Source organism: Nonomuraea sp. JJY05, assembly GCF_043496855.1.
Taxonomy (GTDB): Bacteria; Actinomycetota; Actinomycetes; order Streptosporangiales; family Streptosporangiaceae; genus Nonomuraea.
Genome location: NZ_JBIEIS010000021.1, coordinates 161,117 through 174,401 on the forward strand (window position 1 = coordinate 161,117; position 13,285 = coordinate 174,401).

A 13,285-nucleotide genomic window follows, 5' to 3' on the forward strand; every position below is an offset into this window, starting at 1 on the left:
CGGTCACAGGTCGCGCAGGGCCGGCAGCAGCTCCTTCTCCGCCCAGTCGAAGAACGGCTGCTGCTGGTCGTGCCCGATCTGGACGAGCGCGACGTGCGTGTACCCGGCGTCGGCGAACTGCCTGACGCCCTGCACGACCGCGTCCACGTCGTTCCCGCACGGCACGCTCTGGGCCACGTCCTCGGGCCGTACGGTGCCGGCCGCGGCGGCGAAGTTCACCGGACCGGGCAGCTCGGACATGACCTTCCAGCCGCCGGCGGCCGCCCAGCGCCACAGGTGGTGTGCCCGCTGCTTGGCGGCCTCCGGATCGGTGTCGTACGCGATGGGCAGCTGCCCGTACACGGGCCTGCCCTGCCCGCCCGCGGCGTTGAACTGCCTGACCACGTCCGGCAGGGGCTCGTTGACCACCAGCACGTCGCCGTAATCGGCCGCGATCTCCGCGGACTGGCCGCCGGAGGCGGCGATGGCGAGCGGGACCGGCCGCTCCGGCAGGTCGTAGAGCTTGGCCGAGTCGACGTCGTAGAACTCGCCCTGGTACGTGACGTAGTCGCCGCCGAACAGCAGCTTGATGATCTGGATCGCCTCGGCGAACATCCGGTGCCGGGTGTCGACGGGGGGCCAGCCCTCGCCGATGACGTGCTCGTTCAGGTTCTCGCCCGACCCGAGGCCCAGTGTGAACCTGCCCTCGCTCAGCACGCCCATGGTGGCCGCCTTCTGCGCCACCACGGCCGGGTGGTAGCGCATGATGGGGCAGGTCACGTACGTCATGAGCGGCAGGCGCCGGGTGACCTGGGCCGCCGCGCCGAGCACCGACCAGCAGTACGGCGAGTGCCCCATCTCCTCGATCCACGGGAAGTAGTGATCGGAGATGACCGCGTAGTCGAAGCCGATCCGCTCGGCCACCGCGGCGTAATCGACCAGCTCCCGGGCGGGGGTCTGTTCGGACATCAAGGTGTAGCCGATTTGTACCATATGGTGCCGCGTACCCGGGTTTGTCGGTCTTAGTCGGCAGGCTGGAGTTCATCGAGCACCAGCCCTATGCCGATGCCGAGCAGCCAGATGTCCTTGACCAGCCCGATGCCCTGCTCGGACGGGCGCAGGCTGCCCTCCTGCCGCATCCCCGGCGTCCTGAGATACAGGCCGAACAGCCCCGCCGCGAACCCGGTCAGAGCGGCCCCCGCCAGCAGCGAGGGCACGAACGGGACGAGCAGCGCCGTTCCGAGCGCGATCTCGCTCCTGGAGAGCAGCTTGGTGAAGGCCACCGGGTCCATGTCACGCAGGAACGGGTACGTGTTCGAGGCCATGCCGTGCAGGCCCGCGGCGGTCTGCTCGTCGGCGCGGACCTTGCTGAGCCCGGAGTTGAGGATGACGGCCGCGGCGGCCAGGCGGGGCGGGAGCTGGTGTGGGCGCACGCAAAACTTCATAGGTCCCCCTCTTCCCGGCATTTCACGCACATCCCCTACTTGACAGTTCGCGGGACGTGCTGGACCCGTTCGAGGGAGAATTCTTGGGCTGACCTTGGCATCTGGCATTAATGTGCACGTGTGACAAATGGCGCATACCTCAGATACCCGCATCTCCACGGTGACATGGTCACCTTCGTCGCTGACGACGATGTCTGGCTGGCTCCTCTGTCCGGGGGCCGGGCGTGGCGGTTCACCGCCGACCGCGTGTCGGCGTCGCACCCGAGATTCTCGCCCGACGGCACGCGCATCGCGTGGACGAGCGGCAAGGAGGGCGCGCCGGAGGTGTTCGCGGCCGGGATCGACGGCCCCGAGGGTGAGCGGCTGACCTACTGGGGCAGCGCCACGACCGGCGCGCGCGGCTGGACGGCCGACGGCGACGTGGTGGCGATCACCGCGGCCGGGCAGAGCGAGCGGGGCCGGAACTGGGCGTACGCGGTGCCGCTCGACGGGAGCCCCGCCACGCGCCTGCCGTACGGGTGGGTCAGCGACGTGGCCGTCAGCGGCGCGCAGGTGGCCACCGTGTCGGCGATGTGGCGCGAGCCGTCGCAGTGGAAGCGGTACCGGGGCGGCACGGCCGGCAAGATCTGGGTCGACGCCCAGGGCGACGGGGAGTTCGTCCGCCTGTTCGCCGACAGCACCGCGCAGTACTGGGCGGTCAACTGGGTGGGGGACCGGCTCGTCTTCCTGGCCGACATCGACGGCGTCGGCAACCTCTACTCCGCCCTGCCCGACGGGTCCGACCTGCGCCGGCACAGCGATCACCAGGAGTTCTACGCCCGCCACGCCGCCGGCGACGGGGAACGGGTCATCTACAGCCACGCCGGGGACCTGTGGCTGCTGGAGAGCCTGGACGCGCAGCCGTACCGGCTGGACGTGACGCTGGGCGGGCCGCGGCCCGGGCGGGCCAAGCGCCCCGCGCCGCTGCGGGTCGGCGCGTTCTCGCCGGACGCGGGCGGGCGGGCCAGCGCCGTGGAGATCCGCGGCACCGCCCACTGGGTGACCCACCGCGACGGGCCGGCGGGCGTGCTGCGGGCGCAGGCGGGCGTCCGGGTACGGCTGCCGCAGGTGCTCGACGCGGACGGGCGGGCCGTCTGGGTGTCGGACGCCGGCGGCGAGGACGGGCTGGAGATCGGCACGCCGGGCGGCGAGATCAGGACGCTGGCCACCGGGGAGCTCGGGCGGGTGCTCGAACTGACGGCCTCGCCCGACGGCAAGCACGTGGCGGTCGCCACGCATGACGGTCGGCTGCTGGTCGTCGACATCGAGTCCGGAAATATCCGGCAGCTCGACCGGACCACGCAGGGGGACGTCAGCGGGCTCACGTTCTCGCCCGACTCCGGGTGGCTGGCCTGGGTGCACCCGCACCACGAGCCGCTGTCGCAGATCAAGATGGGGCGGGTCGACGGCACGTCGGTGCTCGACGTGACGTCGATGCGGTTCTCCGACTTCGATCCGGTGTTCACCAAGGACGGGAAGCATCTGGCGTTCCTGTCGGTGCGGACCTTCGACCCGGTGTACGACGCGCACGTCTTCGACATGTCATTCCATGGCGGGTGCAAGCCGTACATCGTGCCCCTGCAGGCCACCACGCCGTCGCCGTTCGACCCCTCCCTGCAGGGGCGTGGGTTCAACGGCGAGGACGACAAGCCCGCCAAGGACGACAAGAAGGACGACGACGCGCCGCGTACCGAGGTCGATCCCGACGGGCTCTCCTCGCGCGTGGTGCCGGTGCCGGTGCCCGCCGGCCGTTACGGCAACCTGCGTACCGCCAAGGACGCGCTGCTCTGGCTGCGCCACCCCCTCGCGGGGCAGCTCGGCGACGGCACCGAGTCGGTCACCGAGGTCGTGCTCGAACGCTACGACCTCAAGAAGCGCGCCAAGGCCGAGCTGGGCAAGGAGGTACGGTCGTTCGAGGTCAGCGGCGACGGCGGCAGGCTCGTCACCAACGGCAAGAACGGCCTGCAGACCCGCGCCGCCACCGAGGGCGACGAGGTGGTCTCCATCGACCTCGACCGGATCGCCGTGGAGATCGACCCGATCGCCGAGTGGCGGCAGGGCTTCCGCGAGGCCGGCCGTCTCATGCGCGACCACTTCTGGCGCGAGGACATGAACGGCGTCGACTGGCAGGGCGTGCTCGACCGCTACGAGCCCCTGGTGGAGCGCATCGGCGCCCACTCCGAGCTGATCGACCTGCTCTGGGAGACGCAGGGCGAGCTGGGCACCTCCCACGCGTACGCGAACGCCAACGGCGGCGGCGTCGACCCGCGCCGCCGCCAGGGACTCCTGGGCGCGGACCTCGCCAGGGACGACGACGGCGCGTGGCGGGTCGTACGCATCCTGCCCGGCGAGTCCTCCGACCACGACGCGCGCTCCCCGCTGCTCGCGCCCGGGGTGGCCGTCCGTCCCGGCGACGCGATCGTCGCGGTGGGCGGGCGTCCCGTGGATCCGGTACGCGGCCCGCTGCCCCTTCTGGCGGGCACCGCCGGCCGGCCCACCGAGCTCACCGTACGGCCCGCCGCCGGAGGGGACACCCGTCGCGTCGTGGTCAGCCCGATCGCGGACGACACCCGGCTGCGCTACCACGACTGGGTGGAGAGCCGCCGCGCCCACGTCCGGGAGGCCTCTGGCGGCCGGCTCGGATACCTGCACGTGCCCGACATGGTGGCGACGGGGTGGGCGCAGTTCCACCGCGACCTGCGCACCGAGATGGCCTTCGACGGGCTGGTCGTGGACGTGCGCGAGAACGGCGGGGGGCACCTGTCGGAGCTCGTGCTCGAGAAGCTGTCCCGCAAGGTCACCGGGTGGGCGCGGGCCCGCGGCTACGAGCCGATGCGCTACCCGGAGGACTCGCCCCGGGGGCCGATCGTGGCGATCACCGACGAGTTCGCGGGCTCGGACGGTGACATCGTCAGCGCCGGGATCAAGATCCGCGGCATCGGCCCGCTGGTGGGGACGCGGACGTGGGGCGGGGTGATCGGCATCGACTCCCGGTACTCGCTGGTCGACGGGACGCGGGTCACGCAGCCCCGGTACTCGTTCTGGCTCGAAGGACACGGCTGGGGCGTGGAGAACTACGGGGTCGAGCCGGACATCGAGGTGGTGATCACGCCCCAGGACCGGGTGGCGGGGCGGGACCCGCAGCTCGAGAAGGCGATCGAGCTGGCGCTGGCGGCCCTCGAAGAACACCCACCCGCCACGCCGCCGGACCTCCCGCCCCTGCAGTAACCTCCCCACCCACCGCCCCGACCGGCCCCTGGCCGCCCGCCCGCCGCCGTCGGGGCCCTTGCCCACTCACCTCCCAATGCGCCGCCCCGACCGGCTCTTGGCCGCCCGCCGCCGCCGTCGGGGCCACCCCCTGCGCCTCATGCCCATGCCGACTTGAGGTGCCCACGTCGCCGCCCTGCCCGCCCCGGTGCCGGGCCGCACGCGACGCCCTCCGCACTCATGACACCCCGCAGCTGCCCCGTGCCGGTTGCCTCCGCGCCGCCACCCCACCCCGCCCCGCCGCCGCCCCGCCGCGCCCCCGCGCCGTGCCGCCGTCCCGTCCCGCCGCTGGGTCGCCCACGCCTGGGTGCCGGCCGTTGTCCGGTGTGGTGGGTGCGTGTCCTGTGGCGCGGCTCCATCACCACCCAGCTGGGCGGCGTGGCGGGAGTGCAGTGTGATCCCGCCACGCCACCGGGTCAGGACACCTGGGCCAGGCGGTCGAGGATCTCGGCCAGGATCGCCTCCGTGGTGGCGAAGTTCAGGCGGACGTAGTGCTCGCCGCCAGGTCCGAAGACCGCGCCGTCGACCAGGCGCACCCTGGCCTCCCGTTCGTACACCTCCGCCATGCCCGGCCGCCCCACGTTCAGCCACGCCAGGTACGTGGCCTCCGGAACCCGATAACCGACGGATGCCGGCAGCCGGGAGGCGATCGTGCGGCGGTTGCGGTCCAGCAGGGCGCGGGTCGAGTCCAGCCAGGCGTCCCCGTGCCGCCACGCCGCCACCGTGGCCTCCACGCCGAAGAGGTTCGCCGAGCCGTACACGAAGGGCGGCTGCGCCTCCAGCGCCTTGCGGACGCCCGCGTGTCCCAGGTGGGCCACCGAGCAGCGGATGCCGCCCAGGTTGAACGCCTTCGTGGCGGAGGTGAGCGTGACGGTGCGTTCGGGCAGGATCGTGGCGAACGGGATGTGCCGGTGCGGCTCGAAGGTGAGGTCCGCGTGGATCTCGTCCGCGATGACCAGCAGGTCGTGGCGTTCGACGTGTTCGGCCAGCTCCGTCAGCTCCTCGCGGGTGAACGAGCGGCCGGTCGGGTTGTGCGGGTTGACGAGCAGGAGCACCCGGCAGCCCGACAGGTCGGGCACCTCGAAGCGCCACGAGTCCCCGTCGGGCTCGAGCTGGATCGGATGAAGGGGACGTTCCATGACCTTCAGGGTGTCCAGGAACGGGTGGTAGGCCGGCGTGTGCAACGCGACCCCGTCGCCCGGCCGGGTCCAGACTTGGAGGAGGACCTGGAGGGCCTGGTTGAGGTCGTTGAACGAGCGCACGAGCGAGGGGTCGGCCTGCCAGCCGTACCGGTTCGCCATGCGTTCGGCGAACGCCTCGGCCAGCGGCCCGGCTGAGGGCTGTTCGAGCCAGGTCGGGTAGCCCAGGTCTCCGGCGGCCCGCCGCCGCAGCGCCTCGATCACCTCGGGAGCGGTGGACAGGTCCATGTCGGCCACCCAGGCGGGGATGACGCCCGGTGCGACTTCTGACCACTTGATGCCATCGTGGGATGTCTTGAGGTCTTCAGGGGTATATGCCTCATTCACGCGGCAATTCTAGGATTATCGATTGTGATGAGGTGGCGAGGCCGCTTATGGGAGGCTGGACGGCGATGATGTCTAACCCCAAGGTCGATGCCATTGTCGAGACCTACCTGTCGGTGGCCGACGCGGAGGCTCCCGGGCTGGTGGAGGGTCTCTATCTGGAGGGCTCGGCGGCGCTGGGCGACTACCGGCCGGGCGCGAGTGACGTGGACTTCGTCGCGGTGACGGCCTCGGAGGCGCCGTTCGAGGTGGTGGAGCGCATTCATGCCCGGCTGGGCGCGTACCCGTTCGAGGGCTGCTACCTCACGTGGGACGACCTCAGCCAGGACCCCGCGGAGCTGGGCACGCGCCCCCGGGCGCACGCGGGGAAGATCAACCCCCGGGGCAGCCTCAACCCGGTCACATGGCACACACTGGCCCAGAACGGTCTGACCTGTCGCGGACCCAAGCCGGACGAGCTCGATATCTGGCACGATCCAGCCGCCCTCGCGGCCTGGACCGACGGGAACCTCGACCGGTACTGGCGCCGCCTGGTGAGCAGGGCCTCCCACCTGGCCTCGCCCTGGGGGCTGGCCTGCCTCGGCGGCTACAACACGGTGTGGGTCGTCACGGGCGTCGCCCGGCTGCACTACACGCTGGCGACCGGCGAGATCACCTCCAAGTCGGGAGCCGGGCAGCACGCGTTGGCGGTGTTCCCGGAGCGCTGGCACCGGGTGGTGAACGAGGCGCTGCGCCTGCGCGAGGAGGACGAGACCGCGCTGCCGACGCTCTCGGGAGCGGTCAGCGGGCTGAGCGAGCACTTCGGCACACCCCGGAAGTCCCTGTACGGCTCGCCGTTCGAACGGCGGCGTGACGTGCTCGCCTTCGCCGACCAGGTGATCATGGCGGCCCACGAGCTGTACGCCGCCCGATAGAAGCCCCCGAACCGGCGCGGCTGGGCGCGGCGCGTTCCAGTGCGGCTCGGTTGGGTGCGGCTCGGTTGGGTGCGGCTCGGTTGCGCGCAGCGTGGTACAGCACGGCGTGGTACGGCGCGCGCGGCATGGCAGGGGGCGGTGCAGAGCGGCGCGGCATGGCGCGGCAGGCGCGGCGCGGGAGCTTAGGTTGGTGCCGCACGCAAACTGCAACCCCGGTAGCCGGGCATTGACGCCGTTCCGCCCCCGGGATACGAATACGCGCGAAACGCCAATCACCGCGCCGCCACACGAGCGGGCTGCTGTTAACGCTAACATCGCGGAGGACCGCCGGATGCGCCGTACACCCCGAAGCGTTCGCCGGGCACTCGTGGCCCTGCTCGTCGCCCTCGCGGCCGTCGCGCTCGCGCCGCCCGCCCATGCCGTCGGACCCGCGCCGCACTACCTGATGACCGCGTTCACCAACAGCAGTCAGTCGAACATGTACGTCTACGACTCGGCGAACGCCACGAACTACAGCCTCATCAGGGCGAACGCCTACACGCCGCCGTCCGGCCTGATCCGCGACCCGAGCGTGATGCGGCACACCGACGGCTACTACTACCTCGTTCACACGACGAACTGGACCGGCGACACGATCGGCTTCGCCCGCAGCGCCGACGCCGTGACCTGGACGTTCCTGCGTAACGTCACCGTCGGGCTGAACGGCGCCACCGGCAGCACCTGGGCCCCGGAGTGGTTCAAGGACTCCGATGGCAGCGTGCACGTGATCTTCTCGGCGTCCACGACGGGTACGGCGGGGCAGTTCAGGCCGTACCGGATCAGCGCCACCAACAGCGCGCTGTCGTCGTGGAGCGCCCCGACGCCGCTGGGCATCCCCGCGAACTACATCGACAGCTTCGTCGTCAAGGCCGGCTCCACGTACCACAATTTCCTGAAAAACGAGACGACCAAGTACATCGAGCACGCCACCGCCACCTCGCTCACCGGGCCGTGGACGTTCACCGGCACCGGGAACTGGGCGGGCTGGGGCTCCGGCCTGGAGGGCCCGGCGCTGACGCGGCTGCCCGACGGCAGGTGGCGGATCTACTTCGACAACTACACGGGCGGGCGCTACTACTACGCCGACAGCTCGAACCTGGCGTCGTTCGGGATTAAGGTCGAACTGCCCGGCCTGTCCGGGACAGCCAGGCACTTCACCGTGCTGCGGGAGGACTCCGGCGACGCGACCGCCGTGCCCACCGGCAACCGGTCCCTGCGTTCGGCCAACTTCCCCGACCGGTACGTACGCCACCGCGACCAGCTCGCCTACGTCGACCCGCTGTCCGCCTCCAGTTCGGCGGCCGACCGCCGGTCCGCCACGTTCACCGTCACCGCCGGGCTCGCCCACTCCGGCTGCTACTCGTTCCAGTCGGTCGACCGGCCCGGCTACTACCTGCGGCACTACAACCTGCGGCTGACCCTGCAGCGCGACGACGGCTCGGCGATCTTCAGGGGCGACGCCACGTTCTGCGGGCGGGCAGGGCTGGCGGGCGGCGGGACCACCTCGTTCGAGTCGTACAACCTGCCGGGCCGCTACCTGCGCCACTACAACTACGAGATGCGGCTGGACCTGCGGGAGTCGACGTCGGTGTTCGCCTCCGACGCCTCGTTCACGATCACGTCACCGCTGGCCTGAGCCTGGAACGGGAGAACGAGCCCATGCCCGCGAGATCCGCCGCGATCGCCGTGGTTACGCTGCTCATCGTGATCGCCGACCTGCTGTCGCCGGGCCCCGCGCACGCCTCGCCCGCCGTGCAGTACACCAACCCGCTGGCCGCCCAGCGCGCCGACCCGCACATCTTCCGCCACACCGACGGCTACTACTACTTCACCGCCACCGTCCCGGAGTACGACCGCATCGTGCTGCGCCGCGCCACCACCATCCAGGGGCTGGCGAGCGCGCCGGAGACCGTCATCTGGCGCAAGCACGCCACCGGCGAGATGGGCGCGCACATCTGGGCGCCGGAGATCCACTTCGTCAACGGCAAGTGGTACGTCTACTTCGCGGCCGGACGCGCCGACGACGTCTGGCGGATCCGCATGTACGTGCTGGAGAGCTCCGCCGCCAACCCGCTGACCGGCTCCTGGACCGAACGCGGCCGTATCGCCACGCCCTGGGACACCTTCTCCCTGGACGCCACCACCTTCGTCGCGAACGGCGTGCGCTACCTGCTGTGGGCGCAGCAGGAGCCGGGCATCGCCACCAACTCCAACCTGTACATCGCGCGCACGGGCGCCAACCCCTGGACGATCACCGGCGTCACGACTCGGCTGACCGTTCCGACGCTGGCCTGGGAGACGCGCGGCTACAAGGTGGCCGAAGGGCCCTCGGTGCTGCAGCGCAACGGGCGACTCTTCCTCACGTACTCCGCCAGCGCCACCGACGCCAACTACTGCCTCGGCCTGCTGACCGCCTCCGCCTCGGCCGACCCGCTGCAGGCGTCCTCGTGGACGAAGAGCCAGAGCCCTGTCTTCGCCAGCAGCGCCGCGACCAGCCAGTACGGGCCCGGCCACAACTCCTTCACCACGTCCGAGGACGGGCAGAGCGATCTCCTCGTCTACCACGACCGGAACTACCGCGACATCTCGGGCGACCCGCTGAACGACCCGAACCGGCGTACCCGGGTGCAGAAGGTGTACTGGCGAGCGGACGGGACCCCGGACTTCGGCCTCCCGGTGCCCGACGGGGCGACGCCGGTGCGGCTGATGTCGTACGACACGCCGGGGCAGGCGCTGCGCCACCGCGACTACCGGGTGAGGCTGGAGGCCAACGTCTCGCCGCTGGCCGACTCCCAGTTCCGGCTGGTCACGGGGTTGTCGGGCTCGGGGACGGTCTCGCTCGAATCGACCGGCTTCCCCGGGTACTACCTGCGGCACCGGAACCACGAGGCGTGGGTGGAACGGCGGGACGGGACAAGCCTTTTCGACGCGGACGCCAGCTTCGTCCGCCGGACCGGGCTGTCGGGTTCCGGCACGCTCTCGTTGGAGTCGGTGAACTTTCCCGGCTATTTCGTGCGACATCGGGCCGGGTTGGCGTGGGTCGAGCAGAGCGACGGGTCGAGCGCCTTCAAGGGCAGCGCGAGCTTCGTGCCGGAGTGAGCCGGGGCCACCGCGGCGAGCCCGCGGCGCACGTCGGGCCGGGTGAGCCAGTCCGGGGTCCGGCTCGGGCTGGACCCCGCGGTACGGCGACTTCCCACATCTGCGCTGGGCGCACGCACGAGCGGCTGCTCCTGCGGCGCGGCGGTGCCGCTTTTGGCGTGGTGGTTTCTCATCGGGCGTTGCTGAGGGGACGTTGCGGGTGGCTTGTGAGCGCCGGGGCTTCTTCGTCAGGCGGTCATGGAGGCGGCGACTTCCGGACACTGCGGGTGCGACGAAGGAGGGGAGGTGGCGCCATGGTGCGGTGCCGAGATCGAGTTCGGCCGCCAATGTCGGTACGACGTCCGGCGACCAGGTGGCGCCATGGTGCGGTGCCGAGACCGAGTTCGGCCGCCAATGTCGGTAACGACGTCCGGCGACCAGGTGGCGATACAGTGCGGTGCCGAGGTCGACGCCGGTGGCAGCGTTGGGTGGTCGTGACGTGCCACGATCGACGACATGGGTCTGCCTGGCGCCCGCGGACGGTTCGGTTGCGGTGGCCGTGGCGTTCCCCGCTGGGTCCGTCGGTGACGTGACTTCGGCCCGAGGGCGAGGCGGAACCGTACGTATGTAGCCCATGGGGCGGTGTGTTTCGGCGCGCGCCGGAACGCGGCGCGAGCGGTATGACGCGCGCCCGAGACCCCTACGGCCCTGACCGCTGCTAGAGCCGGCGCAGGACCGCCACGACCTTGCCCAGGACGCTGGCCTCGTCGCCGGGGATGGGCTCGTAGTTGGGGTTGTGGGGGACGAGCCAGACATGGCCGTCCTTGCGCTTGAAGGTCTTGACGGTGGCCTCGCCCTCGATCATGGCGGCCACGATGTCACCGCTCTCCGCCACCGGCTGCTGGCGGACGACCACCCAGTCGCCGTCGGCGATGGCGGCCTCGATCATCGAGTCGCCGCTGACCTGCAGGAGGAACAGCGTGCCCTCGCCGACGAGCTGCTTGGGCAGCGCGAAGACGTCTTCCACGCTCTCCTCGGCCAGGATCGGACCACCGGCGGCGATGCGGCCGACGAGCGGGACATAGGCCGCCGTGGGGCGGTTGATCGTGGGCTCTTCGTCGGTCGCGTCAGGGTCCACCCACAGCACGGGCTCGCCCGGGAGGCGCACTTCGAGCGCGCGCGGCCGGTGCGGGTCGCGACGCAGGTAACCCTTGCGCTGAAGCGCCGTCAACTGGTGCGACACGCTCGACGTGCTGGTCAGCTGCACCGCCTCGCCGATCTCGCGCATGGACGGCGGATAGCCGCGCTGCTGCACCGAGTCGCGGATGACTTCAAGGATCTTGCGCTGCCTGGGTGTCAGGCCCAGAGAGTCGCGCCGGCGCACCGCGAGGTCGCTGACCCCGTTTGCGCCATCCTGCTCGCTCATGCTCTTCCTCCTCGCCTGGCGGCCCGCCTCACCGGCGTACCTCCCGGTCTGTGGTCCCGATGTCGCACACAGCGACCGTATCGCTGTTGAAGATCATCTTCAAACAATTGTTCGAGTCTTCCTCGAAATTGTCGCCAGCGTGGTGTACAACATCGTACGGGAGTTCGATCGACACCGTGTTCGATTTGCTGATCTTTATTTGGCCTTTTCCTCGGGCCGCACGGCAGGAGGTCAACCATGCGAACGCCCACAAATACCGACACGACCAGCCAAGACGCCAAACGACTCACACTCATCGCCGACGCCACGCAGGGTAACGATCGACGGGGAGACAATACGCGGACTGAGGCCGGTTCCCGCGAGAATTCGGGGAAGAGGTTGGGGCCCCGCATGACTCATGGTGGAAGGCCCCATTTGCGATTGGTGCCGCCGCCGCGTCCTGGCGCCGACGCGGACGCCACCGTACCGCCGGGCAGGGGAGGAGCCCGTGCGGACGAGGGCGACGAGACGGTGGCCGGCCGGAGATCCGGCGCAAACACAGGCCAACGGCGCTCGGGCGGGGGCGCCGACGCTGGGCGGGGGACGAGGGTGAACGATCGGGGTGCACGCGCCCCTGCGGGGGGCGAGCGGTCGCGTGCGCGCGGCCCAGGAGGCTCCGGAACGAAAGGAGCAGGGGGCGGCATCGCGGGCGCTGATTCGCGGGGCGGTGTCCAGGCAGCCGAGGAAGACGGACGTGGCACTCGACGCCCCGCGCAGGTCACGGGGGAAGGCGCCCGCAGTGCTCGGGGCGCTGGAGGCAAGGCTCTCGGTCCCGGGGGTGGTGTCCGGGGCTCCGGGGAAGGCGTTCGCGGTGTCCGGGGCCTGGCCCGGAACACTGGGGAAGGCGTTCGCGGTCCCCGGGGCCCTGCCCGGAGTGCCGTGGGAAAGGCCCGTGGTGCCGGGGGCGGTGTGGGCCCCGCGCAGGTTGCGAGGGGTGACGTTCGCGGGCCGCTGGGCGCTGGGGGAGGCGTTCGTGGTGTTCGGAGAGGTGGTGTCAAGGGTGCCGGGAGGGGCGTTCGGGGCGCTGTCGTAGGTGCTCGAGGGGGTGACCGGGCTGCGCGGGGAGGCGTCGTCCGGGGTGGCCGCTCTCGGCGCGGTGGAGGTGGCGGACGCTGGGGATCGCGGTGGTGGGGCCGTCGGGTGGCGAGGTGGCGCGCGCGGCGGGCGTTGGCGCGGGTACGTCGGCGGTCCGCTCCGCCGTTGCGGCTGACCCGGCGCGGGCGGGTCGTGCTGGTGGCCGCCGTGGCGTTGCTGTCGCTCGGCGGGTTCTGGCTCGGTACGCGTGCGGTGGGGCAGGCGGCGGTGCAGGTCGTCGTGACCAGCCATGCGGGGTTGCCGTGGGTGGAGGTGCGCGAGGGTGACACGCTCTGGGCCATCGGGGAGGCGCTCTCCCAGGGGGACGATCCCGGCCCTGTCGTGGAGGAGATCAAGCGGCTGAACGGCCTGCCCGACTCCCTCATACGCCCCGGCACCCGCCTGTACGTCCCGAGCGACACCGCCGCTTTACGCTGACCACCGGCCCACCGGTCCGCCCGG

Annotated in this window: 10 protein-coding genes; 6 read left to right on the top strand and 4 right to left on the bottom strand. The window is 71.2% G+C overall.

The window, feature by feature from the left end:
- Positions 1–3: 3 nt before the first annotated feature.
- Positions 4–972, bottom strand: a complete 969-nt coding sequence (locus ACFKCF_RS31525; RefSeq protein ID WP_394498894.1) for a TIGR03557 family F420-dependent LLM class oxidoreductase — start codon at positions 970–972, stop codon at positions 4–6.
- Between the two features lie 29 nt (positions 973–1,001).
- Positions 1,002–1,424: a hypothetical protein gene (locus ACFKCF_RS31530; protein WP_394498895.1), complete on the bottom strand. Its 423-nt coding sequence runs from the start codon at positions 1,422–1,424 to the stop codon at positions 1,002–1,004.
- A gap of 165 nt (positions 1,425–1,589) precedes the next feature.
- Between ACFKCF_RS31530 and ACFKCF_RS31535 the strand changes: the two genes are divergently transcribed.
- Positions 1,590–4,691: a PDZ domain-containing protein gene (locus ACFKCF_RS31535; protein ID WP_394498896.1), complete on the top strand. Its 3,102-nt coding sequence runs from the start codon at positions 1,590–1,592 to the stop codon at positions 4,689–4,691.
- A gap of 455 nt (positions 4,692–5,146) precedes the next feature.
- On the opposite strand, the gene ACFKCF_RS31540 is transcribed toward ACFKCF_RS31535, so the two are convergent.
- Positions 5,147–6,256 carry a MalY/PatB family protein gene (locus ACFKCF_RS31540; RefSeq protein WP_394498897.1) on the bottom strand — a complete coding sequence of 370 codons (1,110 nt, stop codon included), beginning with the start codon at positions 6,254–6,256 and terminating at the stop codon, positions 5,147–5,149.
- Between the two features lie 65 nt (positions 6,257–6,321).
- On the opposite strand from ACFKCF_RS31540, the gene ACFKCF_RS31545 reads away from it, so the two are divergent.
- From ACFKCF_RS31545 to ACFKCF_RS31555, 3 genes are all read left to right on the top strand, one after another.
- Positions 6,322–7,167, top strand: coding sequence for an aminoglycoside adenylyltransferase domain-containing protein (locus tag ACFKCF_RS31545; protein WP_394498898.1), 846 nt, complete (start codon positions 6,322–6,324; stop codon positions 7,165–7,167).
- A 331-nt stretch (positions 7,168–7,498) separates the two neighbouring features.
- Positions 7,499–8,842 (top strand): glycoside hydrolase family 43 protein, encoded by a 1,344-nt coding sequence (locus ACFKCF_RS31550; protein WP_394498899.1) that lies wholly within the window; start codon positions 7,499–7,501, stop codon positions 8,840–8,842.
- Positions 8,843–8,865: 23 nt separating this feature from the next.
- Positions 8,866–10,305, top strand: a complete 1,440-nt coding sequence (locus tag ACFKCF_RS31555; protein ID WP_394498900.1) for a family 43 glycosylhydrolase — start codon at positions 8,866–8,868, stop codon at positions 10,303–10,305.
- Between the two features lie 697 nt (positions 10,306–11,002).
- On the opposite strand, the gene lexA is transcribed toward ACFKCF_RS31555, so the two are convergent.
- Entirely contained in the window at positions 11,003–11,710 is a 708-nt protein-coding gene (gene lexA / locus ACFKCF_RS31560) for a transcriptional repressor LexA (protein WP_364840369.1), read from the bottom strand.
- A gap of 733 nt (positions 11,711–12,443) precedes the next feature.
- Here lexA and ACFKCF_RS31565 point away from each other — a divergent pair.
- Together ACFKCF_RS31565 and ACFKCF_RS31570 are read left to right on the top strand one after the other, a co-directional pair.
- Entirely contained in the window at positions 12,444–12,782 is a 339-nt protein-coding gene (locus ACFKCF_RS31565) for a hypothetical protein (RefSeq protein ID WP_394498901.1), read from the top strand.
- 167 nt (positions 12,783–12,949) lie between these two features.
- The gene (locus ACFKCF_RS31570; protein ID WP_394498902.1) at positions 12,950–13,261 is read left to right on the top strand and encodes a LysM peptidoglycan-binding domain-containing protein; all 312 of its coding nucleotides are present in this window, start codon (positions 12,950–12,952) and stop codon (positions 13,259–13,261) included.
- Positions 13,262–13,285 lie beyond the last annotated feature (24 nt).

Excerpts from the sequence above, each read along its gene's own strand:
- ACFKCF_RS31535 (WP_394498896.1), top strand. The coding sequence starts at position 1,590 with ATGGTCACCTTCGTCGCTGACGACGATGTCTGGCTGGCTCCTCTGTCC.
- ACFKCF_RS31530 (WP_394498895.1), bottom strand. The coding sequence starts at position 1,424 with ATGAAGTTTTGCGTGCGCCCACACCAGCTCCCGCCCCGCCTGGCCGCC.
- ACFKCF_RS31525 (WP_394498894.1), bottom strand. The coding sequence starts at position 972 with ATGGTACAAATCGGCTACACCTTGATGTCCGAACAGACCCCCGCCCGG.
- lexA (WP_364840369.1), bottom strand. The coding sequence starts at position 11,710 with ATGAGCGAGCAGGATGGCGCAAACGGGGTCAGCGACCTCGCGGTGCGC.
- ACFKCF_RS31545 (WP_394498898.1), top strand. The coding sequence starts at position 6,322 with ATGATGTCTAACCCCAAGGTCGATGCCATTGTCGAGACCTACCTGTCG.
- ACFKCF_RS31550 (WP_394498899.1), top strand. The coding sequence starts at position 7,499 with ATGCGCCGTACACCCCGAAGCGTTCGCCGGGCACTCGTGGCCCTGCTC.
- ACFKCF_RS31555 (WP_394498900.1), top strand. The coding sequence starts at position 8,866 with ATGCCCGCGAGATCCGCCGCGATCGCCGTGGTTACGCTGCTCATCGTG.